Origin of the sequence: Streptomyces sp. SID13666, from assembly GCF_010548325.1 — a bacterium.
GTDB lineage: Bacteria > Actinomycetota > Actinomycetes > Streptomycetales > Streptomycetaceae > Actinacidiphila > Actinacidiphila fildesensis.
This window is the reverse complement of record NZ_JAAGLX010000002.1, coordinates 426,732-450,401: the sequence shown is the minus strand read 5'-3', so window position 1 is coordinate 450,401 and position 23,670 is coordinate 426,732. Positions and strand designations below refer to the sequence as shown.

At 71.9% G+C, this 23,670-nt stretch carries 18 protein-coding genes and 2 pseudogenes; 16 read left to right on the top strand and 4 right to left on the bottom strand.

Annotation, left to right across the window (positions count from 1 at the left end):
* Positions 1-10: 10 nt before the first annotated feature.
* Positions 11-1,078 carry an acyl-CoA desaturase gene (locus G3I60_RS06890; RefSeq protein WP_164298235.1) on the bottom strand — a complete coding sequence of 356 codons (1,068 nt, stop codon included), beginning with the start codon at positions 1,076-1,078 and terminating at the stop codon, positions 11-13.
* Between the two features lie 154 nt (positions 1,079-1,232).
* Here G3I60_RS06890 and G3I60_RS06885 point away from each other — a divergent pair, with 154 nt between their 5' ends.
* The 5 genes from G3I60_RS06885 (at position 1,233) to recQ (ending at position 9,318) form a co-directional block, all read left to right on the top strand.
* Positions 1,233-1,739 (top strand): GNAT family N-acetyltransferase, encoded by a 507-nt coding sequence (locus tag G3I60_RS06885; protein ID WP_343241832.1) that lies wholly within the window; start codon positions 1,233-1,235, stop codon positions 1,737-1,739.
* Positions 1,740-1,835: 96 nt separating this feature from the next.
* Positions 1,836-4,262, top strand: coding sequence for a Tex family protein (locus G3I60_RS06880; RefSeq protein ID WP_164606789.1), 2,427 nt, complete (start codon positions 1,836-1,838; stop codon positions 4,260-4,262).
* 83 nt (positions 4,263-4,345) lie between these two features.
* Positions 4,346-5,239, top strand: coding sequence for an oxygenase MpaB family protein (locus G3I60_RS06875; RefSeq protein WP_164606787.1), 894 nt, complete (start codon positions 4,346-4,348; stop codon positions 5,237-5,239).
* A gap of 60 nt (positions 5,240-5,299) precedes the next feature.
* On the top strand, positions 5,300-7,288 hold the full coding sequence (locus G3I60_RS06870) for a Xaa-Pro dipeptidyl-peptidase (RefSeq protein ID WP_343241924.1): 1,989 nt from the start codon (positions 5,300-5,302) through the stop codon (positions 7,286-7,288).
* Positions 7,289-7,374: 86 nt separating this feature from the next.
* Positions 7,375-9,318: a DNA helicase RecQ gene (gene recQ, locus G3I60_RS06865; protein ID WP_138355215.1), complete on the top strand. Its 1,944-nt coding sequence runs from the start codon at positions 7,375-7,377 to the stop codon at positions 9,316-9,318.
* Positions 9,319-9,491: 173 nt separating this feature from the next.
* On the opposite strand, the gene G3I60_RS06860 is transcribed toward recQ, so the two are convergent.
* Positions 9,492-10,463 carry a tellurite resistance/C4-dicarboxylate transporter family protein gene (locus G3I60_RS06860; protein WP_164297203.1) on the bottom strand — a complete coding sequence of 324 codons (972 nt, stop codon included), beginning with the start codon at positions 10,461-10,463 and terminating at the stop codon, positions 9,492-9,494.
* 7 nt (positions 10,464-10,470) lie between these two features.
* Positions 10,471-11,586, bottom strand: a complete 1,116-nt coding sequence (locus G3I60_RS06855; RefSeq protein ID WP_164297205.1) for a hypothetical protein — start codon at positions 11,584-11,586, stop codon at positions 10,471-10,473.
* A gap of 335 nt (positions 11,587-11,921) precedes the next feature.
* Between G3I60_RS06855 and G3I60_RS06850 the strand changes: the two genes are divergently transcribed.
* From G3I60_RS06850 to G3I60_RS06815, 8 genes are all read left to right on the top strand, one after another.
* Positions 11,922-13,202, top strand: a complete 1,281-nt coding sequence (locus tag G3I60_RS06850; protein ID WP_164297207.1) for an alginate lyase family protein — start codon at positions 11,922-11,924, stop codon at positions 13,200-13,202.
* Between the two features lie 92 nt (positions 13,203-13,294).
* Complete coding sequence (locus G3I60_RS06845; RefSeq protein ID WP_164297209.1) at positions 13,295-14,101, top strand: SDR family NAD(P)-dependent oxidoreductase; 807 nt, start codon at positions 13,295-13,297, stop codon at positions 14,099-14,101.
* A 311-nt stretch (positions 14,102-14,412) separates the two neighbouring features.
* The gene (locus G3I60_RS06840) at positions 14,413-15,495 is read left to right on the top strand and encodes a rod shape-determining protein (RefSeq protein ID WP_164297211.1); all 1,083 of its coding nucleotides are present in this window, start codon (positions 14,413-14,415) and stop codon (positions 15,493-15,495) included.
* 67 nt (positions 15,496-15,562) lie between these two features.
* Positions 15,563-16,600, top strand: a complete 1,038-nt coding sequence (locus G3I60_RS06835; protein WP_164297213.1) for a rod shape-determining protein — start codon at positions 15,563-15,565, stop codon at positions 16,598-16,600.
* Positions 16,601-16,749: 149 nt separating this feature from the next.
* Positions 16,750-18,018, top strand: a complete 1,269-nt coding sequence (locus tag G3I60_RS06830; protein WP_164297215.1) for a lipase family protein — start codon at positions 16,750-16,752, stop codon at positions 18,016-18,018.
* Positions 18,019-18,321: 303 nt separating this feature from the next.
* The gene (locus G3I60_RS06825) at positions 18,322-19,101 is read left to right on the top strand and encodes a chitosanase (protein WP_244809906.1); all 780 of its coding nucleotides are present in this window, start codon (positions 18,322-18,324) and stop codon (positions 19,099-19,101) included.
* Between the two features lie 147 nt (positions 19,102-19,248).
* Entirely contained in the window at positions 19,249-20,481 is a 1,233-nt protein-coding gene (locus G3I60_RS06820; RefSeq protein ID WP_164297217.1) for a transglycosylase family protein, read from the top strand.
* Between the two features lie 181 nt (positions 20,482-20,662).
* Positions 20,663-21,736, top strand: coding sequence for a rod shape-determining protein (locus G3I60_RS06815; protein WP_164297218.1), 1,074 nt, complete (start codon positions 20,663-20,665; stop codon positions 21,734-21,736).
* A 25-nt stretch (positions 21,737-21,761) separates the two neighbouring features.
* On the opposite strand, the pseudogene G3I60_RS06810 reads toward G3I60_RS06815, so the two are convergent.
* A pseudogene (locus G3I60_RS06810) lies at positions 21,762-21,944 on the bottom strand (cupin); the annotation flags it as partial.
* A 110-nt stretch (positions 21,945-22,054) separates the two neighbouring features.
* Between G3I60_RS06810 and G3I60_RS06805 the strand changes: the two are divergent.
* The 3 genes and pseudogenes from G3I60_RS06805 to G3I60_RS06795 form a co-directional block, all read left to right on the top strand.
* Positions 22,055-22,252 carry a hypothetical protein gene (locus G3I60_RS06805; protein WP_164297220.1) on the top strand — a complete coding sequence of 66 codons (198 nt, stop codon included), beginning with the start codon at positions 22,055-22,057 and terminating at the stop codon, positions 22,250-22,252.
* A 10-nt stretch (positions 22,253-22,262) separates the two neighbouring features.
* The gene (locus tag G3I60_RS06800; RefSeq protein ID WP_164297222.1) at positions 22,263-22,703 is read left to right on the top strand and encodes a DUF2809 domain-containing protein; all 441 of its coding nucleotides are present in this window, start codon (positions 22,263-22,265) and stop codon (positions 22,701-22,703) included.
* Between the two features lie 27 nt (positions 22,704-22,730).
* A pseudogene (locus tag G3I60_RS06795) lies at positions 22,731-23,537 on the top strand (YndJ family protein); the annotation flags it as partial.
* Between the last annotated feature and the right edge of the window lie 133 nt (positions 23,538-23,670).

Here is a 23,670-nt window from a genome sequence, read left to right as displayed (position 1 = left end):
GGCGTTCGCCCTAGGAGGTGGGGGCCGCTTCGCGCAGCGGGGCGCCGACCTCGTGCATGTGGCTGAGCGCCTGGGCGTACGAGTCGAGCAGCCCGGTCTCGGTGTAGCGGACGCCCAGCCGGTCGCAGTGCTCGCGGACCAGCGGCTGGGTGAGGCGCAGGTGCGGGCGGGGCATGTTCGGGAAGAGGTGGTGCTCTATCTGGTAGTTGAGCCCGCCGAGGAACCAGTCGGTGACCAGCCCGCCGCGTACGTTGCGCGAGGTGAGGACCTGACGGCGCAGATGGCCCCAGCGCGACCCCGGCTCCGGCATCTCCATGCCCTTGTGGTTCGGGGCGAAGGCGGAGCCCAGGTGCAGACCGAACAGCGCGTGGTGCAGCAGCGCGAAGGCGATGGCCTGGCCGACCGGCATCGCGATCAGCAACAGGGAGATGTAGCCGAGGAGATGGGCGGACAGCAGGGCGCCCTCGACGCCGCGCTCGCGTGCGGGGCGGCTCTTGAGGCTCTGGAAGCTGGACACCTTCAGCGCGATGCCCTCCAGCAGCAGCATCGGGAAGAACAGCCGTGCCTGGTGCCGGGTGAGGAAGCGTGCGAAGCCCTGCCGTTCGACGGCCTGGGCCCGCGTCCAGACCAGTGCGCCCACCTCGACGTCCGGGTCCTTCTCGATGTGGTTGGGGTTGGCGTGGTGCCGGTTGTGCTTGTCGTTCCACCAGCCGTAGCTCATACCGAGCAGCAGATTCGCGTGCACCAGGCCGATGAGCCGGTTGCGGTCCCGGCTGCGGGCGATCTGCTGATGTCCGGCGTCATGGCCGAAGAAGGCCGTACGGGCACCGAAGACCGCGGCCGGCAGGGCGAGGAGCAGCACCAGCCAGGAGCCGCCGAGCAGCAGCACCCCGCTCCATATCGCGCCCAGCGCGACCAGGTTCAGGGCGATCGCGGCGGCGTAGTACCCGGGCCTGCGTTTGAAGAGCCCGTGCTCCTTGACGACCCGCAGCAAGGGGGCGAAGTCGCTGCCCGCCGGACAGTCGGCGCCGTCGGCGGCGTCGGTGACAGGGGCTGCGAGAATGCTGACGGGGGGCATGGGTGCTCCTCGATGCTGGCGTGCGGAATCCGTATGTAGAACCTACGGATCAGCGGCCCGGAGCAGCCATGACGGCATCACCCCAACCGCTGGGGTGCCAAGCCCCCGGATATTCGGGGGCTAACCCCCGCACGGTCCTGCAAGTATGGGCTGCGTGACGGCAACAACAGACCACGCTGCCCGGTGGGAGACCGTCCCCCTGGCGCCGGGGCATCCCGAGGCATCCGCGCTGCTGCGGCAGTACTACGTCGAACTGGTCGCCCGGTACTACGACCGGCCGGCGACCGACGCGGAAGTGGACCAGGTCCTGCTGGACGAGCCCAGCGACGACCTGGTCGTCCCCGCCGGTCACTTTCTGGTCGTACGCCGTGACGGCGTGCCGATGGGATGCCTGGGCGTGCGGGTGCTGGACCGGGACACCGGTGAACTGACCCGGATGTTCGTGCGCTCCGAAGCCCGGGGCCAGGGCGTCGCGAGCCGGCTGATCGCCGCCGCGGAACTCGCCGCGCGCGACATCCTGGGCGTGGCCGTGCTGCGGCTCGACACCCGCAAGGACCTGGTGGAGGCCCGCGCGCTGTACGCCAAGCACGGATACCGCGAGATCCCCGCCTACAACGACAGCCAGTACGCCGACCACTGGTTCGAGAAGACGCTGGTCTGACTCCGCCGGGGGCGCGGGCCGTCCGCGCCGTCCCGGCCCGCGCGGGCATAATGCACGCAGAAGTCCAGCGGAGAGAGCAGGTTCAGCATCGTGACGATGTCTGTTGCAGGGTCGGTCGGGCCGTCGGTCGAGCGCAGGATCGCCGAGGAACTCGGGGTACGGCAGGCACAGGTGCAGGCGGCCGTCGATCTGCTCGACGGCGGCGCCACCGTGCCGTTCATCGCCCGCTACCGCAAGGAAGCCACCGGCACCCTCGACGACGCGCAGCTGCGCACCCTGGAGGAGCGGCTGCGCTACCTGCGGGAGCTGGACGAGCGGCGGGCCGCGATCCTGGAGTCCGTGGAGTCGCAGGGCAAGCTGGACGACGCGCTGAAGGCGCAGATCCTGGCCGCCGACTCCAAGGCGCGGCTGGAGGACATCTACCTGCCCTTCAAGTCCAAGCGGCGCACCAAGGCGCAGATCGCCCGTGAGGCCGGTCTGGAGCCGCTGGCGGACGCGCTGCTGGCCGACCCGGGGCTCGACCCGCAGACGGTGGCCGCCGGTTACGCCGACGCGGAAAAGGGCGTCGAGGACGCGGCCGCCGCGCTGGAAGGGGCCCGCTCCATCCTCACCGAGCGGTTCTCCGAGGACGCCGACCTGGTCGGCGAACTGCGCACCCGGATGTGGTCCAGGGGCCGCCTGGTGGCGAAGGTGCGCGAGGGACGGGAGGAGGCCGGTGCCAAGTTCTCCGACTACTTCGACTTCACCGAGCCGTTCGCCAAGCTCCCCTCGCACCGCGTGCTGGCCATGCTGCGAGGTGAGAAGGAGGACGTCCTCGACCTCACCCTGGAGCCCGAGGAGCCCAGCGAGGGCCCCAGCAGCTACGAGCGCAGCATCTCGCACCACTTCGGCATCGCCGACCGGGGACGGCCGGCCGACCGCTGGCTGGCGGACACCGTGCGCTGGGCCTGGCGCACCCGCTTCCTGGTCCGGCTCGGCATCGACCTGCGCGGACAGCTGCGCCAGGGCGCCGAGGACGAGGCGGTCCGGGTCTTCGCCTCCAACCTGCGCGACCTGCTGCTCGCCGCACCTGCCGGCACCCGCGCCACCATGGGCCTCGACCCCGGGTTCCGCACCGGTGTGAAGGTCGCCGTCGTGGACGCCACCGGCAAGGTCACCGCCTTCGAGACGATCTACCCGCATGTGCCGCGCAACAAGTGGGACGAGTCGGTCGCCACCCTCGCCCAGCTCGCCCGCGAGCACTCCGTGGACCTGATCGCGATCGGCAACGGCACGGCGTCACGCGAGACCGACAAGCTCGCCGCCGACCTGATCCGGCTGCACCCGGACCTGAAGCTGACCAAGGCCGTGGTCTCCGAGGCCGGCGCCTCGGTCTACTCCGCGTCCGCCTACGCCTCCGCGGAACTCCCGGAGCTGGACGTCTCCATCCGCGGCGCAGTCTCCATCGCCCGGCGCCTGCAGGACCCGCTGGCCGAACTCGTCAAGATCGATCCCAAGTCGATCGGTGTCGGCCAGTACCAGCACGACCTGTCCGAGCTGAAGCTGTCGCGTTCGCTGGACGCGGTCGTCGAGGACTGTGTGAACGGCGTCGGCGTCGACGTCAACACCGCCTCCGCGCCGCTGCTGCGCCGGGTCTCGGGCATCACCGAGGGCCTGGCGGGCAACATCGTCGCCCACCGTGACGCCAACGGGCCCTTCCGGTCCCGCAAGGCGCTCAAGGACGTCGCCCGGCTCGGCCCGAAGGCGTACGAGCAGTGCGCGGGCTTCCTGCGGATCCCCGGCGGCGACGACCCGCTGGACTCCTCCAGCGTGCACCCCGAGGCGTACCCGGTGGTGCGCAGGATCAGCGCCACGGCCAAGACGGACATCCCGTCGCTGATCGGCAACGGCACCGTGCTCCGGGCCCTGAAGCCGCAGGACTTCGTCGACGACTCCTTCGGGCTGCCGACCGTCACCGACATCCTCGCCGAGCTGGAGAAGCCCGGCCGCGACCCGCGACCCGCCTTCAAGACCGCCACCTTCAAGGACGGCGTCGAGGAGATGAAGGACCTGCAGCCCGGCATGCTGCTGGAGGGCGTGGTCACCAATGTCGCCGCCTTCGGTGCCTTCGTCGACGTCGGCGTTCACCAGGACGGCCTGGTGCACGTCTCGGCGATGTCCCAGAAGTTCGTCTCGGACCCGCGCGAGGTCGTCAAGCCCGGTGACATCGTGCGGGTGAAGGTCCTCGAGGTCGACATCCCCCGCAAGCGCATCTCGCTGACGCTGCGGCTGGAGGACGAGGCCACGCCGCGCGGTCCGCGGGACGACCAGCGTCAGGGCGGCGGCGGTGGCGGCGAGCGCCGGGGCGGCCCGCCCCGTCAGGCACGGGGAGGCCAGGCCCGGGGCGGCCAGGGCGGCGGCCGGGGCGCCCGCGACGACCGCGGTGACCGGCGCGGCGGCGGTTCCGCGGCTCCGGCGCCCGGCGGCGCCATGGCCGACGCGCTGCGCCGCGCGGGCCTGGACCAGGGCAAGGGCGGCCGCTGACCCGTCGTCACTTTCTACGGCCGGCGCGGGCGCGCCGGCCGTAGAGTGGGTTACCGCCGGTGCCGGGAACCAGGGGGTATGCCGTGGGACGCTACGACCACTTACGCGAGATCCGCCGGCTCGATCCTGAGCGGGACTTCCTGCGGATCTACCGGATCAGCGCGACCCTCGAATTCCCCTGGGACTTCGCACGGGCCCTTGAGCTCGCCCTCTACCGCACCTACGCCGTCCCCAGCATCGGGCGGCTGCTCGCGGAGACCGCGGAGCTGACGGACCGTTCGCAGAAGCGCTACGACGACACCGCGCTGCTGCTCGACGCCGTCGTCGAGCACGGCTTCGCGAGCGGGAGCGGCCGCACCGCGATCCGCCGCATCAACCAGATGCACGGGCGCTATGACATCAGCAACGACGATCTGCGGTACGTGCTGTGCACGTTCGTCGTCATGCCGAAGCGCTGGCTCGGCGTGTACGGCTGGCGGCGGCTGTCGCCGCACGAGCTGCGCGCCACGGCCGTGTACTACCGCACCCTCGGCGCACACCTGGGCATCACGGAACTCCCGCGGACCTTCGAGGAGTTCGAGTCGCTCCTCGACGCCTACGAGGTGGCGCACTTCGGCTGGGACGAGGGCGGCCGCAAGGTCTCCGACGCGACCCTGGACCTGATGGCGTCCTGGTACCCGGCCCCGCTCGCCCCGCTGGCCCGTGCCGGTGCCCGCGCGCTGCTCGACGACTCGCTGCTGCGCGCCTTCCGCTACCCGGCGCCGTCCCCGGCGGGCCGGGCCGCGGTGCGCGGAGCGCTGCGGCTGCGGGCCCGCGCGGTCCGGCTGCTGCCGCCGCGCCGCACCCCGCACTACGCCCGCCAGAACCCGGAGATCAAGGGATACCGGAACGGCTTCGACATCGCGGAACTGGGCACCTTCGGGCCGGGCGGCTGTCCGGTGCCGCACGACGGGGCCGGGCACAACCGCCCCGGCTGAACCAGAAGTTGTCTCGTATCCCCCTTCTGTCATGGCGGGTACAACCGCTACGGTCCGCCCGTGCTCATACATGCGCGGGGAACCCGCACCCATTGGATATCCGCCGTGGTGGCAGTACTCGCCGCCCTGGCCGCCGTACTCACCGCACCGACCGCCGCACACGCGAACACCCGGGACGCGGGGACGGTACGGCAAGGACTGAGCCAACCCGACTACTCCTATGCCGACGCCATCCGCGAATCGGTATGGGTGGACACCGGACTCGACGGCGACGCGGACGGCAAGGCCGACCGCGTCGCCGTCGACATCGTCCGGCCCAGTGAACCCGCCAAGGCCGGCCGGACGATCCCGGTGATCATGGATGCCAGCCCCTACTACTCCTGCTGCGGACGCGGCAACGAGGGCCAGCTGAAGACGTACGACGCCAACGGCCACATCGTCCAGGCGCCGCTCTTCTACGACAACTACTTCGTACCGCGCGGCTACGCCGCCGTCCTGGTCGACCTGGCGGGCACCAACCGCTCCGACGGCTGTGTCGACGTCGGCGGCCGGTCCGACATCCAGTCCGCCAAGGCCGTCGTCGACTGGCTGAACGGCCGCGCCAAGGGCTACAGCGCCCGTGCCGGCGGCCAGTCCGTCAAGGCGAGCTGGACCACCGGCGCCGTCGGGATGATCGGCAAGAGCTGGGACGGCACCATCGCCAACGGCGTCGCCGCCACGGGGGTCGCCGGTCTGAGGACCATCGTGCCGATCAGCGCGATCAGCTCCTGGTACGACTACTACTTCCACCAGGGCGCGCCGCTCCAGGACGGCCCCGAGTGGCTGTCGGACGCCGTCGAGAGCCCGGACGCCCAGGCCCACTGCGCCGCCCAGCAGCAGAAGATCATCGCCGGTTCGCCGCGCACCGGTGACTGGACCCCGTTCTGGACCGAGCGCGACTACGTCAAGGACGCGGACAACGTGCGCGCCAGCGTCTTCGCCGTCCAGGGCATGCAGGACCTCAACGTCCGCACGAAGAACTTCGGTCAGTGGTGGGACGCCATCGCCGCCAACGGCGTCGAGCGCAAGGTCTGGCTGTCGCAGACCGGACACGTCGACCCGTTCGACACCCGCCGCACCACCTGGGTGCCGACCCTGCAGCGCTGGTTCGACCACTACCTGCTGGGCGTGCGCAACGGCATCGAGCGCGAGCCGATGGCCGACATCGAGCGCACCCCCGACCACTGGACCACCGACCGTGTCTGGCCGCCGGCCGCGACCACCGGCACCCGGCTGAACCTGCGCACCGGCACCACGCCCGGCGTCGGCACCCTCGGCACGAAGCCCGCCGCCCACGGCAGCACCGCGTCGTTCACCGACGACCCGGCGCTGTGGGAGGAGGACTGGGCCGCCCAGCCCGACGCCGCCAACCCCGCCAGGACGGCGTTCACCACCGGGGTCCTCACCAAGGACCTGCGGCTGTCCGGCAACGGCACGGTCACCGTCACCGCGACGTCCTCCACCACCAGCGCGCACCTGTCGGCGGTGCTGGTCGACCTCGGCCCGGCGACCATCCGGAACTATCTGGGGGCGGGCGAGGGCATCAAGACCCTGGCCACCCGTTCCTGCTTCGGTGACAGCACGGCCGGTGACAGCTCGTGCTTCCTCGACACGGCGGCGGACACCACCACCGTCGACCACACCGTGTTCAGCCGGGGCTGGGCCGACCTCGGCCACTACGCGTCCCTCGTCCACGGAGTGCCGCTGACCCCGGGCAAGCCGTACACGATCACTCTGAAGCTGGCCGCCACCGACCATGTGATCCCGGCCGGCCACCGCCTCGCCGTCATCGTCGCGGGTACCGACGGCGGGCTGATCCTGCCCGCCGACACCACCCCGAAGATCACCGTCGACCTGGCCCGTTCGGGTGTGAACCTGCCGCTCGTCGGCGGCTACGGCGCTCTGCGCACCTCCACCGCCGCGGTGACCCCGCAGGCCCGCGGGCTGCGCGCGCCGGCCGTCCCGCGCCCGGCGTTCGACGGGCTCCCGGCGGCGGCGCGGCTGCGCTGACACCGAACGTTCCCCGTCCCGGCCGGACCCGGCCGGGACGGGGAATCGTGTCATGGCGGGCACCGTGCTCCTCGTAGACTGCCCGGATGACTGCTGCTGCCCTCGACGAGACGTCCGAGACGAGCGACGCGCTGCGCGTCCTGCACCGTGTGTTCGGCTACGGGTCGTTCAGAGGGGCGCAACAGGAGATCATCGATCATGTGGTCGCGGGCGGTGACGCCCTCGTCCTCATGCCGACCGGCGGCGGCAAATCGCTCTGCTACCAGATCCCCGCCCTGGTCAGGGACGGCGTCGGTGTGGTCATCTCGCCGCTGATCGCCCTTATGCAGGACCAGGTCGACGCGCTCACCGCGCTCGGTGTGCGGGCCGGATTCCTGAACTCCACGCAGGACATGGACGAGCGCCGGTCGGTCGAGGCGGCCTTCCTCTCCGGCGAGCTGGACCTGCTCTACCTGGCGCCCGAGCGGCTGCGCTCCGAGGCGACGCTGCGGCTGCTGGACCGCGGCACGATCTCGCTGTTCGCGATCGACGAGGCGCACTGCGTCGCCCAGTGGGGCCACGACTTCCGGCCCGACTACCTCATGCTGTCGGCGCTGCACGAGCGCTGGCCCAAGGTGCCCCGCATCGCGCTGACCGCGACGGCCACCGAGGCCACCCACGGCGAGATCGCGTCCCGGCTGAACCTCAAGGACGCCCGGCACTTCGTGGCGAGCTTCGACCGCCCGAACATCCAGTACCGGATCGCCCCGAAGGACGACCCGAAGAAGCAGCTGCTGGAACTGCTGCGCACCGAGCACCCCGGTGACGCGGGCGTCGTCTACTGCCTCTCGCGTGCCTCGGTGGAGAAGACCGCCGAGTTCCTGGTGGGCAAGGGCATCGACGCGGTGCCGTACCACGCCGGTCTCGACTCGCGGGTCCGGGCGGCGAACCAGTCGCGGTTCCTGCGCGAGGACGGGGTGGTGGTCGTCGCGACCATCGCGTTCGGCATGGGCATCGACAAACCGGACGTGCGCTTCGTCGCCCACCTGGACCTGCCCAAGTCCGTCGAGGGCTACTACCAGGAGACCGGCAGGGCCGGGCGTGACGGCCTGCCGTCCACGGCCTGGCTCGCGTACGGCCTCCAGGACGTCGTGCAGCAGCGCAAGATGATCGAGACGTCCGAGGGCGACGAGGCCCACCGCCGTCGGCTGGGCACCCACCTCGAAGCCATGCTGGCGCTGTGCGAGACCGTGGAGTGCCGCCGGGTGCGGCTGCTGGCCTACTTCGGCCAGCAGAGCACCGCGTGCGGGAACTGCGACACCTGTCTGACCCCGCCGGAGTCGTGGGACGGCACCATCCCCGCGCAGAAGCTGCTCTCGACCGTGCTGCGGCTGGAGCGCGAGCGCCACCAGAAGTTCGGCGCCGGCCAGATCATCGACATCCTGCTCGGCAAGAAGACGGCCAAGGTCATCCAGTTCGACCACGACACGCTGTCGGTGTTCGGCATCGGCACCGAGCTCGGGGTGTCCGGCTGGCGCGGTGTCGTCCGCCAGCTGCTGGCCCAGGGGCTGCTCGCCGTCGAGGGCGACTACGGCACGCTGGTGCTCACCGACGCGAGCGCCGAGGTGCTGGGCCGCAAGCGCGAGGTGCTGCTGCGACGGGAGCCGGAGAAGGCCGCCCGTGCGGAGAAGTCGGCCAAGTCCCGCCGGGCCGCTCCCGTCGACCTGCCCGAGGCGCTGCTGCCGGTGTTCGAGAAGCTGCGCGCCTGGCGTGCCGCCAGCGCGAAGGAGCAGGGCGTCCCCGCGTATGTGATCTTCCACGACGCGACCCTGCGCGAGATCGCCACGGCCGCTCCCGCGGACCTGGCGGCGCTCGGCACCATCAGCGGAGTCGGCGAGAACAAGCTGGCGAAGTACGGGCAGCAGATCCTGGACACGCTCTCCGGCACCGAGCGCGAGCCGGAAGCGGCGGACGAGCCGGAGGGGTTCGGCGACCTGCCGGAGCCGGAGGACGCGGAGGATCCGGCGGGGGAGCCCGACCCGGAGTTCTAGGGCGTGTTTCGAAAGTAGCGCTGTTCGCCCGGAGGGCGTGGCCCACGGCGTCCGGTGGGTGCGCTCGCAAGGCGGAGGGTCGTCCTCGTACTGGACGTAGGTGGACGAGCCTGACAACGCAGCGAGGGCGCGTGCCAGGCGTCGTGGGCCAGGCGGGACTTTCGCAACACGCCCTAGGCCGGCGGCCCCTGGCCGGCCCGCGCCGAGCGGACCGCACCCGCGAGAGCGAGGACCCACAGGGCGAGAGTCGGCCACAGCAGCGCGCGCCCGGCGGTCTCCGCCGCCGGGACGTCCGCCGCCGCGGCGACGGCGAGGCAGGCCACCGCCGTCATCCCGAACGGGAAGACCGTCGACCAGCGGCGGACGTCGTAGTGCGGGCGCGGCCACCGCACCTCGCACACCAGCAGCACGGCGAACCAGCACAGGTCCAGCACCAGCAGCACGACGGTGACCACGCGCAGTGTTCCGTGCGCCGAAGGGGCCCAGCGCAGGGGTCCGTTCGCGGCCGACGCGGTGACGAGTTCGGAGCCGGCGAGCGCGGAGATGGCCAGCGCGCCGCCGGCCACCCACTGATCGCCGCTGCCGGTCCGCAGCTGGCGGACGTCGAAGCGCGGCAGCACGGCGGCGTAGAGCAGCAGGCCCAGCACGAAACACGCCAGCGCCGCCCACATCAGCCAGGTCTGCCGCTCGGCGAGAGCGAGGCTCCCGGCCAGTACGGCCAGGCCCTCGGTGGCGACGCAGACGAGGAAGCCCGCCCCCGGCAGCCGTGGCTTCCAGTGCCGGACGACGGACGGCACCAGCACCGGCCACAGCCCGGCGGCCACGATCAGCAGGGCCGCCGCCACCCCCTGGCGGCCCTGGAGCGACAGCCGGGTGCCCAGCACGGTCGTCGCGGCGATCGAGGTGAGCGCGGCCGGGGTCCCGGCCTGTGCCTTCCAGGTGCCGCGGTCCAGCAGCAGCCGGTCGGCGAAGAGCACCGCGAGCAGCAGCCACGCCGCGACCGCCACCACGAGGAAGACCGCGGAGGCCGCGTCGTACCCGGTCAGCCGCAGGCCGACCGAGATGATCGCGGTCGCCATCGCGGCCCCTCCGGCGGCGGGCGGGCGATCGGCCCACCAGTGCCGCGCGGTCACCCGTGCGGGCACCGGACGGTCAGTAGCGCAGGACGAGGGCGACCCGGCCGTCGTCGCTGAGCGAGTCGTCCGGGACGAAGCGGACCTCGGTCTCCTTGTCCAGGGCGGCCTCGATGAGCTGGTCGACGACGTCCTCCTCGACGCCGTCGGCCGCCGTGCCGCCCTCGACCGGCACCAGGTGGCCGTCCTGGATGCGGGCCGCGGCCTGGAAGTGCTCCTCGACCAGCAGCAGCGATCCGCGGCCCTCGGTGACCGCCCGCCAGGCCTCGTCGAGGCCGCCGGCGAAGCGGCGCCGGCCGCGCGCGGAGTCGAGCTCCTCCAGCCCATCGGCGTTCCGCTTGGCCGTGTACTCCTCGAACACCGGCCGCAGCCGTTCCGAGAGCTCGTGCGCGGGCGCCTTGTCGAGCCCGGCGCGGTCGAGGCGGCCCACCAGATCCTGCGGGTGCTGGGACAGCTCCGCCAGGAGGGTGACGGTGCTGGCCGTACCGACCAGGAAGACCGGCCGGCGCTCCTGGTTCAGTGCCTTGTCCAGGGCGGCGTCGACGGACCGCAGGTACTGGCGCATCCGCTCTTCGCGCTGGTGGCCGGGGACGGAGCCGATGTTCGGCCCGGGGACGGCGTCCTCCGGGTCCGGGATCCCGGGCTTCAGCGGGAAGCCGTGGCGCTCGACGGGCACCAGCCGTTCGCCGGATCCCTCCCAGAGCAGCGTCGCCTCCTCGGACACCACGAGCACCCAGTACGGGCGGGTGTACAGCCGCGCGGCGACGAGGTTGCGGGTGAGGAAGGTGTTGGCGAAGACGAGGCGTTCCTGGATCTCCACGGGGGAGGACAGCTGCCAGATGTGCCGTTCCCCGGGGGCGAGCAGGACCAGCAGTCCGTCCTCCGCGTGCAGGAAGTCGACGTCCTGGGCCACCAGGTCCAGCTGCCCCTCCAGGTCGAGCCGGTCCGCGCGCGAGACCTGCGGGTCGTCCGTGAGGCGCTTGCGCGCCTCCTCGAGCAGGTTGCGCAGCCGGATGGGGTCCTGGGCGTTGTCCGGCCGGTGCCGGTGGGTGGGCATCAGCAGCGAGACCGCCGGATAGGGCCGCGGCCGGCGCAGACCTTCGAGGATCGCGGGGGTCAGTTCACTGGTGTGCATGCTCGCCCTCTCCACATGCCCGCCGCGGGAGCGGGCGGATCCGTCCTACCAGGGGAACAGGCTTACGGGCGGAGCGCGACTCGCAGAGCACCACTCGCGGGGTGCCGGGCGGGCCTCGGGAGCCCCGATTCCATCTTCTGAACGCCGTTCCGCGGGTCAAAGGGAATCCTTCGTCCGAAACCCGGCCAATCGAAGGCCGGGTCGACGCGAATCCTTGACGTGTTCACGGGTTTCTTCTAACTTCGCCTCTCACCACGATGGTTCATACCAATGCACATAGTTCACAGGTGTGAATCTCGGGGAGTTGACGCCACCCCCCACCGGAAGGCACCCCCATGCGCACCGGAACCACTCCGCGCCCCCCACGCAGGCGGAGAACCCTGGTCCTCGCCTTCGCCGCCGTCGCGGGCCTGCTCTCGGCAGGCCTGGTCGCGGGCCCTGCCCTCGCCGCCAGGACAGCACCCGCCGCACCGCAGAGCCGAACCGTCGCCGCCGCACCGAAGAGCCCGGCGGTCGCCGCCGCCCCCGCCACGTTCGCCCATCCCGGTGTGCTGGTGAGCCGCGGTCAGCTCGACTTCGTCCGTGCCCAGGTCCGGGCGGGTGCCCAGCCCTGGAAGGCCGCCTACGACAAGATGCTCGCGAGCCCGTACGCATCCCTGTCGCGCACCCCGAAGCCGCGCTCCGTCGTCGAATGCGGCTCGTACTCCAACCCCAACTACGGCTGTACGGATGAGCGCGAGGACGCCATCGCCGCGTACACCGACGCGCTGGCCTGGTACATCGGCCAGGACCACCGCTACGCCGACAAGGCCGTCCAGCTCATGGACGCCTGGTCCGCGGTCATCACCAACCACACCAACAGCAACGCACCGCTGCAGACCGGCTGGGCCGGCTCGACCTGGCCCCGCGCCGCCGAGATCATCCGCTACACCGGGGCCGGCTGGTCCTCGGCCGGTGTCACCCGCTTCGCGACCATGCTGCGCAACGTCTACCTTCCGAAGGTCATCAACGGCTCCCAGAGCAACGGGAACTGGGAACTGAGCATGATGGAGGCGGCCGTCGGCATCTCGGTCTTCCTGGAGGACCGAACCAGCTACGACAAGGCCATAGCCAAGTTCCGCGGCCGGGTGCCCGCCTACATCTACCTGCCCTCGGACGGCGCCCTCCCCAAGGCACCGCCCGGCGGCAGCATCGACACCAGCGCGGAGATCATCAGCTACTGGCAGGGCCAGCGCACGTTCACCGCGGGCCTGACCCAGGAGACCTGCCGCGACTTCACCCACACCGGTTACGGCATCTCGGCGATCTCGCACATCGCGGAGACCACCCGCATCCAGGGCCAGGACCTCTACCCCGAGGTCGGTGAGCGACTGCGCCAGGCGCTGGGCTTCCAGGCCAAGTACCAGCTCGGCGCGGCCGTACCGTCCTCGCTGTGCGGCGGACACCTCAACCTGGGCCTCGGCCCGGTCACCGAGGTCGGCTTCAACGCGCTGCACAACCGGCTCGGCATCGCGATGGCCAACACCCAGCGGCTCACCGAGCAGCAGCGTCCCGCGGGCTCGAACAACCTCTTCGTGGCCTGGGAGACCCTGACCCACGCCGCCAACGCCGGCTGACCACCGGGGCGACAGGTACGGGGCCGGGCCGGTAGGGCGCCGAGGCTCTCCTACGCTGGGGGTTCGATCACCCCTCCAGGAAGCAGCGCGTGATGCACCAGCCCGGCCCGCTACCCGATGCCACCGATGTCCCGCCGTTCCCCGCCACCGGCCGCCGAGTACTGGTCAGCGGTGCCTCGCGCGGCCTGGGCAGGGCGCTTGCCCAGGCATTCGCGGCCAACGGCGACCGGGTGGCGGTGCACTACGGCTCGCGCCGTGAGGAGGCCGAGGAGACCCTGGCGGAGCTGCCGGGCACCGGCCATGTCCTGCTGGGCGCCGATCTCGCGGACCCGGCGGCCACGGCCCGGCTGGCGGCCGATGCGGCCGACGCTCTCGGCGGCATCGACGTCCTGGTGAACAACGCGGCCGTCAACACCCCGCACCCGCCCGCGACCACCGGCTACGAGGAGTGGACCGACGCCTGGCAGCGGCATGTCGCCGTCAACCTGCTCGGCACGGCCAACCTCAGTCATCTCGCCGCGAACCGGATGATCGCCGCGGGCACCGGCGGCCGCATCGTCAACATCGGCTCGCGCGGTGCCTTCCGCGGTGAGCCGGACCATCCCGCCTACGGCGCGACTAAGGCGGCGGTCCACGCACTGGGCCAGTCCCTGGCCGTCGCACTGGCACCGCACGGCATCGCGGTGGCGTCCGTCGCGCCCGGCTTCATCGAGACCGACCGGGTCGCCCACCGGCTGGCCGGCGCCGGCGGCGAGGCGATCCGCGCGCAGAGCCCGTTCGGCCGGGTCGCCGCGCCCGCCGAGATCGCGGCCGCCGCCCTGTGGCTCGCGTCGCCCGTCGCCCTGTGGGCCTCCGGGACCGTCCTGGACGTCAACGGCGCCTCCTACCTGCGGACCTGACGGACCGGGAGCCATCCGCTCGCCGGCCGCCGCGGGCGGCAATCCTCCGTACGGGGTCTTCACTCGAACGTGTGAAACGCGCGGCGTCTGCGCGGGGCGAGTCGTCGGGGACGGCGTCGGCGTGCTTGCCCGGTGCGGACAGCCGGACGCGCCTCCGGCCGCCGTCCGCTCGCGACGAACGGTCCTGACACGCCCCGACCTGACGTGTCCCCAGTCGGCGCATTCCAGCGGGCGATCACCGGGGGCCGCCCTCATGGTGAAGGGAAGGCCGCCGCACGAGCGGCCGGATCCACCGTTCGAGAGGCACCACCGTGACCGACAGCTTGCACGATCTGCGCCGCTGTACCTTGGCGATCGATCTGGGGGCTGCACGGACCCGCGTCTATGCCAAGCGCGCCGGACTGATCGTCGACGAACCGAGCCTGGTGGCCGTCGACATCCGTAACGGGCGCCTTGTCGCGGTAGGCGGCCTGGCCGAGCGCATGGCCGGCCGTACCGCCGAATACGTGCGCGTGGTCCGTCCGTTCTCCGGCGGAACCGTCGTCGATGTGGACATGGGCATCCTGATGCTGCGCCACCTCCTCGGCGACAAGGCGCGCAGGGCCTGGCTCCGTCAGTCCAAACCGCGGATAGCGGCGGCCGTCCCGTACGGCGCAGGACCGCAGGCACGCCGGATCCTGTCCGAGACGCTGACGGACCTGGGCGCCCGGCAGGTGGAACTGGTCCACGCCCCGCTCGCCGCCGCGGTGGGTTCCGCGATCCCGGTCGGACAGCCCGAAGGCAGCATGATCGTGATCTGCGGTGCGTCCGAGACCCAGGTCGCGGTGCTCTCCTTCGGCGGGATCATCGCGGGCGAGGTCCTCCCGGTCGGGGGGAACGCCATGGACGACGCGGTGCTCGAACACCTGCGGATCCACCACGATCTGATACTCCCGCACCAAGGGCTGCTGCCGCTGCACCAGGTGCTGTCCGAGGCGGTGGCGGAGCCGCAGTCGAACACCGAGGTGCACGGCAAGGACGTGTCCAGCGGACTCGCCCGCTCCCTGAACCTGGAGACCGGCGGGGTGCGGGAAGCGATGCGCGATCCGCTGTCCGCGCTGGTGAGCGGTATCGGCCGGGTGCTGCGGCGCTGCCCGCCGGACCTGGTGGTCGACATCGCCGACCGCGGCATCATCCTCACCGGCGGCAGCGCCGTCCTGCCCGGTCTCGACACCATGCTGGGGACCGCGACCGGCATGCCGGTGCACATCACGATGGACCCCGCGCTCTCCACCGTGCTGGGTCTGGGCATGATGATCGAATCCGCCGAGGCCACCGAACCCGCCGTCGAAGAAGAGGTGGCGGAGGTCCGGCCGGAGAGCGCTGTGCGGGCGGCGAGCCAGGAACTCGCATGACCACCCGGTCGTACGGGCCGGCCACGTCCACATCTTCCGGGGAACTCCCCGGGGTCGGGAGCGCGTGATGACCCTGGCACCGGTTCTGGAGCGCTTGCGACGGTGCACCGTCGCCGTGGACCTGGGAGCCGACAGGACCCGGGTCTACCTCAGGGGCCACGGCCTGATCGCCGACGAGCCCAGCGTCGTCGCGTTCGACACCGAGCGCGGCGAGGTGGTCGCGATCGGCACCACCGCGGAACAGCTGACCGGCCGCGCGCCGGAGCACCTCCTGGTCATCAAGCCGGTGGCGGGCGGAATGGTGGTCGACGTCGAGATGGCGCGGCGTCTGCTCCGGCATGTGGCGGGGTCCAGACTGCGCCGGGCCAGACTGCGCACCCCGGTGCTCAGGGCAGCCCTGAGCCTTCCGTACGACGCCCCGCCGGTCGCGCGGCGCACCGCGTTCGAGACGCTGGCGGGCCTCGGACTGCGCCGTGTCGAGCTGGTGGACTCGCTGCTCGCGGCGGCCGTCGGCTGCGGACTGCCCGTGGAGTACCCGGAAGCGGCCATGATCGTGCTGGCGAACGCCGACAGTACGCAGGTGGCGGTGCTCTCGATGGGCACGGTGGTGGCCGCCGAGACCGTGCCGGTGGGAAGCGACACCATCGACCGGGCCGTCGTGGAGTACTTCCGCGGCCACCACGAACTGGCGCCGTCCTTCCAGACCGTGCAGTCGCTGCGCGAGGCGATCGGCGGGACCGCGCCCGCGGCCGAGGCGGACGTCTTGCTGAACGGCCGGGACATCGTCAGCGGCCTGGCCCGCTCGGTGACGGCCGACGCCCACGCGGCGCGGGACGCGATGCGTGGCCCGCTGCGCCCGATCCTCGACGGGGTCAGCATGGTCCTGCGGCGCTGCCCGCCGGACCTGGTGGTCGACATCGCGGACAGCGGACTCACGCTCGGCGGCTCCATCTCCCGGATGCCGGGCCTGGACTCCCTGCTCCGGTCCGCCACCGGGCTACGGGTGCAGATCGCGGAGCATCCGGACGGGTGTGTGGCGCGGGGGATGGGCGCGATGATGGAAGGGCGGATCCTTCCGGCGCGGCAGAGCGTGGCGGTCAGGTAACCGGCACGCCGGATTCCCCCCGGAGCAGGGGTGTTGTCGGCCCCACCCCCGTCGGGTGTGTGGGGCCATGGAGCGGCGTAGCGCGGGACGGAAGGCTGAGGGGAGCAGAAACCCAGTGCTCACCACACCTTTCACCGTAGGGGAAGCCCATGTCCCGCTCCGCTCGTACCGCCCGCAGCACCCACATCGCCCGGGCCGCGGCCACCGCGCTCGTCCTCGCCCTCGTCGCCGGTGTGCCGGCCGCCGCACTCGCGGCCGACGGCCGCCCCGCCGCCGCGGGATCGGCCGCTCACCACGCGGACGGCCGCGGCACGTTGCTCTCCGCCGTGCCCGTCGCCCTGCTGAACCGTACGAAGACGGACGCCTACGTCGAGAGCCAGGGATTCGACGTGCCCGGCGCGCGGTACGCGACCGCCTCGTACCGCATCACGTACCGCACGATCGGCACCGACGGCCGGCCGACCACCGCCAGCGGCCTGGTCTCCCTGCCGGTCGGCGGGCCCCGCGAGCTGCGGACCGTCTCCTATGAGCACGGCACGCGCGCCGAGAAGAAGGGCGTGGCCTCCACGGACCCGGACACCGCGGACCGCGCGGTCGCGGTGATGTTCGCGGGCGCCGGGTTCGCCGCCGTGGCCCCCGACTACCTCGGGCTGGGCACCGGCCCCGGACATCACCCGTACATGGACATCGGCACGGAGACCAGCGCCTCGCTGGACATGCTGCGCGCGGCCCGTACGTTCGCGGCCGGCCACGGCCGGACGCTGCAGCGGCAGGTGCTGGTCACCGGATTCTCCCAGGGCGGGGTGGCCTCGATGGGGCTCGGCCGGGCGCTGCAGGGCGGAACCGACCCGTACTTCAGGCTGCAGGCGCTCGCGCCGGTCAGCGGCCCGTTCGACGCGCGCGGCGCGGAGCTTCCGGCCGCGTTCGACGGCCGGCTCGACCCGGCCATCGCCGCCTACTACCTCGGCTACTTCACGACGTCCTGGAACCGGCTGCACCCGCTCTACGGTTCGACCTCCGAGGCGTTCCTGCCGCCTTACGACCGGACCGTGGAGCAGCTCTTCGACGGCAGCCACAATGACGAGGAGATCCTCGGCGCGCTGCCGGGCGACCCGCGCAAGCTGTTCACCCCGGCCTTCATCGACACACTGCAGCACCCCACGGGCGCGTTCGCCGAGGCGCTGCGCGTGGGGGACTCCACCTGCTCGGACTGGACGCCGCGGGTGCCGGTACGGATCTTCGCCACCGACACCGACCGGGACGTGGCGATCGCCAACAGCGAGCACTGCCAGGCGCAACTGCGGGCGAACGGGGTGCACGCGCCCCTCCTCCACGCGGGCGAGGCGGGGCACATGTCGTCGCCGTTCGTGGCCTACCCGCAGATCCTGAGCTGGTTCGAGGAACTGCGCCGGGGCTGAACCGGAGTCGGCCCCGATCGTATTCGGGGCCGATCCGGAGCCGATTTCGGGCCGAACCCGAACGGATCCGGAACTGATCATTGAACTGCCTCTTGGCGTTCCTTCGTTGCGGTGCTTGAATACACCCGCCCGGTTAGGAAAGTTTCCTAACTAAGGCGTGAGCAACCTCCTGAGCCCCGAAGTGGCCGCCCCCCGGCCGGAAGCGGAGAGCACGTGAACGACCACCGCGCAGGACGATCCCGTAAGCGCCTGACCCTTCTCATAGCTACCGGACTGCTGGCAGCAGGCGCCACCCCCCTGGTGATCGCGGCCAACGGCAACGCCGCGACGCCGGTGGCCGCGCACAGCGCCGGTGTCAAGGCTGCGGCGGGCGTCGGTCTCGACGACGCCCACAAGAAGGACATCGCGATGCAGCTGGTCTCCAGCGCAGAGAACTCCTCGCTGGACTGGAAGTCGCAGTACAAGTACATCGAGGACATCGGTGACGGCCGCGGCTACACCGCCGGCATCATCGGCTTCTGTTCGGGCACCGGCGACATGCTGGACCTCGTCCAGCTGTACACGGACCGCAAGCCCGGCAACGCCCTTGCCAAGTACCTCCCCGCGCTGCGCAAGGTCAACGGCACCGAATCGCACTCGGGCCTCGGCTCCGCGTTCGAGAGCGCCTGGAAGACCGCCGCCAAGGACGCCGCGTTCCAGACCGCGCAGAACGACGAGCGCGACCGGGTCTACTTCAACCCGGCCGTCAACCAGGCCAAGAGCGACGGCCTGCGCGCGCTCGGCCAGTTCGCCTACTACGACGCGATCGTGATGCACGGACCGGGCACCGACAGCACCAGCTTCGGCGGAATCCGCAAGACCGCCATGAAGAAGGCCAAGACCCCCGCCCAGGGCGGAAACGAGACAACGTACCTCAATGCCTTCCTCGACGCCCGCAAGGCCGCGATGAAGACCGAGGAGGCGCACAGCGACACCAGCCGTGTCGACACCGAGCAGCGCGTCTTCCTCCAGAAGGGCAACTTCGACCTCAACCCGCCGCTGAGCTGGAAGGTCTACGGCGACAGCTACAACATCGCCAACTGATCGCCGGCGGGGCGGGCCGCACCGGAAGCCATCCGGTGCGGCCCGCCCCAACAGCCGCTCCACGTGCGCCCCTTGTGGTGGTCAAATCGTTGCGTCTACCCTGTGGGGCGCCAGTCCGGCCCCCGGTCGTGGAAGAGGACGAGGTCTATGCCCTTACGTGGTCGTCACCGCCGCTACCGGCCCAGCCGGGTCTCGCAGGCCTCCCTGACCGTCACCGCCGGTGGAGCGGGTCTCGCCCTGCCGCTGATCAGCGTCAGCGGCGCGGCGGCAGCGCCGCTCAGCACCTGGGACAAGGTCGCTCAGTGCGAGAGCACCGGGGACTGGAACATCAACACCGGTAACGGGTACTACGGCGGGCTGCAGTTCGCGTCGAGCACCTGGAAGGCCTACGGCGGCACCGCGTACGCCTCCCGCGCCGACCTCGCGTCGAAGTCCGAGCAGATCGCCGTCGCGGAGAAGGTACTGCGCGGCCAGGGACCGGGAGCATGGCCGGTGTGCGGCCCCCGGGCCGGGCTCACCCGCGACAGCGCGGCCCCGCAACAGGCTCCGGCGCACCCGAAGAAGACCACTCCCGTGAAGACGCCGGTGAAGGTCTCCACGAAGGCCGCGCCCGCCAAGTCGGCACCGGCCGCCAAGCCCTCCTCGCCCTCGACACCCGGCAGGACCACGGCCGACGCGTATGTCGTCGTCAGCGGCGACACGCTGTCCGGTATCGCGGCGGACCATCACACCAAGGGCGGTTGGCCCCAGCTGTACTCGGCCAACCGGCAGATCGTCGGCGGCGATCCGGACCTGATCTTCCCCGGCCAGCATCTCAGCCTCACCGGTACCGAGCGTCCCGTGGCCAGGACCCAGGCGCCCGCCGTGAAGCCGCAGCAGCACGAGAAGGCGGCGCCCGCCAAGGCCCCCGCCAAGCCGGCGGCGACCCACAAGCCGGCGCAGAAACCGGCCCAGAAGCCGGCGCAGTCCGGATCGACCTTCATGGCACCGGTCAGCGGGGTCAGCCCGAGCACCCCGTACCACGCGTCCGGCGCCAGCTGGTCGAGCGGTTACCACACCGGCGTCGACTTCCCGGTCTCCACGGGCACCTCGGTGAAGGCCGTCGGCAACGGGACGGTCGTCTCCGCGGGCTGGGGCGGCGCGTACGGCTACCAGGTCGTCATCCGCCACACCGACGGCAGGTACAGCCAGTACGGGCATCTGTCGCAACTGTCCGTGCGGTCCGGGCAGCCCGTCAACCGCGGTCAGCAGATCGGGCGTTCCGGCTCCACCGGCAACGCCACCGGACCGCATCTGCACTTCGAGATCCGCACCGGGCCCGAGTACGGCTCGGACATCAACCCCCTCACCTACCTGCGGGCACACGGCGTCAGCATCTGACGCCGGCGGGACCGCCGGTACCCGGCGCCGGGCCGCCCCGGCACACCCGTCGGCCGCCGGGGCGAGGGAATTCACTCTTTCGAGGGACAACGCGCAGGGGGCACCACCGCGCGCGTGAAGGCGGGCATGCCTTCATGACGACAGGTCAGGCCCGGCCCAGGTATCCCTCCGAGGAGTCACCATGACGCTCCCTCAGCTGCTGAACGTCTTCACCAGCCGGCAGCAGACCGACTCGCCCGTCCCGCACGGGGCGTCCAGCGCCCTCGACCTCGTGGTGGACCTGGGAACGGCGACCACCCGGGTGCACAGCCGGAACGGCCCGGTGAGCGAGGGCGCCTCGGTGGTGGCCGTGCGCACCGGGACCAACAAGGTGCTGGCGATCGGCGAGGACGCCCGGAAGATGCTCGGCCGCACCCCGCCCGGCATCGTCGCCACCTCCCCGCTGCGCCACGGGGCGATCACCGAGTTCGAGGCGGCGTCACGGCTGCTGTGGCACGTGCTGGGACGCAGACGGCAGTGGACGGCGTGGGCGCCGCCCCGGGTGATGGTCACCGTCCCGGTCCTGGCCACTTCGGTGGAGCGCCGGGCCCTGCAGGACGCGCTGCACGCGGCCGGCGCCCGCCAGGTGCGGATGCTGCCCAAGCCGATGGCCGCCGCGCTCGGCGCCGGGCTGCCGGTGTGGGACGGCGACGGGTGCATGGTCGTCGATGTCGGAGCGGGCACCACCGACGTGGCCGGGTTCGCCTTCGGCAGCATGGTCGCGTCCTCGTCCACCGCCGCGGCCGGGGACACCTTCGACGAGGTGATCGCCGCCCACCTGGAGAGCCGGCACGGGCTGGCACTGGGCGTCCGCCGGGCGCAGGACATCAAGACCGGCCTGAGCGGTACGCCCGGCGCACCGGGCCCGGCCGCGCTGTCGGTGACCGGCCTCGACGGCGACACCGGCCGGCCCCGTACGGTGCAGGTGACCATGGCCGAGCTGACCGAGGTCGTCGCGCCCTACGTGCGGATGATCGCCGAGACGGTCGGCGCGGTACTCGAACAGAGCCCGGCCAGCGTCGCCGACGACATCGCCCGGCAGGGGCTGGTGCTGACCGGCGGCGGCTCGCTCATGGGCGGCCTGCGCGAACTGCTCGCCGAAGTGGTCGGCATGCCCGTCATCCCGGCGGCCGATCCGATGTCCTCGGCGATCCTCGGTGCCCGCAAGTACCTCACCGAGGCGAAGTTCCTGCCCCAGCAGATGCTCCCGGTCTGATCCGGCGGCCGGGGCGCGCCGCGGCTCAAGGCGCTTCGGTGCCGGGGTCGCCCAGGACGTACAGCCCCGGGAGGTTGACGACGACCGCCTCCTGGGTGCTGCGCGCGATCACGACGACGGCCTCCTCGTCGTCGCTCGGGTTCTCCTCGCGGTGCGGGACGAAGGGCGGCACGAAGATGTAGTCGCCGGGCGAGGTGCGCAGCCTGACCCGCGGGCCGGCCGCCTACCGGTCGCCGGACGGCCGTCCGTGCGAGTCCTGCTCCAGGCCCCTCCTCGTCGCCGTACCGCTGCACGTGCACCCGCGCGCCGTTCCCCTGGATGGGCCAGACGCACGTCGCGCCGGCCACCACGTCCTCCGACCTCGAACGCGGCCGGGACCACCCGAAGTCACTCATCGCCGCCCAACTGGCCAACTCCGACTCGGGGCGACCCTGGGGGATCCGGTCCGGCGCCGACCCGGTCGGGCGCCGGCCCGCGGGGCGGCCGTCCGGCGCCCGTCGCCTCCGCGCCGCATAGGGTCTCCGGCATGAACGACTCCTTGAGGCGCGGCGGACCATTGTCGACACGGCTGTTCGCCGTCGGTGCCGCCGTGCTGACGGTCGCGGTGGCGCTGGGCGTCAGGGCGGGCGCCACAGGTGCGACGGAAGCGGTCGGCAAGTACGCCGGGGACGCGCTGTACACCGTGCTGCTCCACGCGCTGGTCGTCCTCGCCGCGCCTCGGGTGAAGCCCCTGGTGGCGGCCGCGGTCGCCCTCGGCGTCAGCTGGGCCGTCGAGTTCGCTCAGCTCAGCCCGGTACCCGGCGAACTGTCCGCGCGCAGCACACTCGTGCGCTTGGTCCTCGGGTCCACCTTCAACGCGCCCGACCTGTTCTGGTACGCCGTCGGAGCGGTGTTCGGCTGCGTCGTCCATGTCATGTTGAACGCGTTCAGTTCTCGGCGTACAGTCGGCGTCGTACGGGAGAATTGAACGCGTTCAACGTAGGGGTGGGGCGCCGTGACGGCTCTGGTGAACCTGATCGTCATGCTGGGCATGCTCGTCGTGGTCCCGTGCGGACTCACGCTGATCCACGGGCCGGGTATCGCCGCGGTCCGTGTGTTCTGGCTGGTCGGCGCCGTGCCGGGGAGCGTGGCGCTGTGGCTGCCGCGCGGCGGTCCGGCGACCGGGCTCGCCGCCGTCTACGCCGCCGCCACCGTGGTCCTCGCCGCCACCGCTCCGTTGCGGCTGGCCCGCACCCGGTCGCTCGCGCCCCGCGAGATCGCGGTCCTGACCGCGCTCGTCACCCCGTCGGTGGCGGGACTGGCGCTGGTCGCCGAGCGGTCGGGCCACCGGCTCCTCGGCTTCGATCTGAAGATCCTCGAGCTCACGGTGCCGCACTTCCACTTCGCCGGCTTCGCCGCCGCGCTGATGGCCGGGCTGGTCTGCCGCGCCACCCCAGGCCGGGTCGCGGGCCGGCTCGCCGCGTTGAGCGTGCCGGTGGGAACGCTGCTCGTCCTGGCCGGCTACTTCATCGACGACTGGGCCGAGCTCGCCGGAGCCGTCGTCCTCACCGCCGGAATGTGGCTGGTGGGCCTGGTCACCTGGCGCGAGATCCGCACCGGCGCCCCCGACCGGCTCACCCGCGGTCTGCTCGGCACATCGGCGGCCGTTCTCCTGGCGACGATGCTGCTCGCCCTGAGCTGGGCCCTGGGGGAGGCCACCGGCATTCCGCACCCCACGCCGGCCTGGATGGCGGCGACCCACGGCCTCGGCAACGCCCTCGGCTTCGCGCTGTGCTCGGTGCTCGCCTGGCGCCGACTGCGGCAGTCGGATGAACAGCCATACGAACGGCGGGATGAACAGCGAGTTGAACGGCCGGTCGAGCGGACGGCCGCTCAGCCGGACGTACGGCTGGAACCCGATGGACGACTGGAACCTGGCGGACGACCGGAGCCGG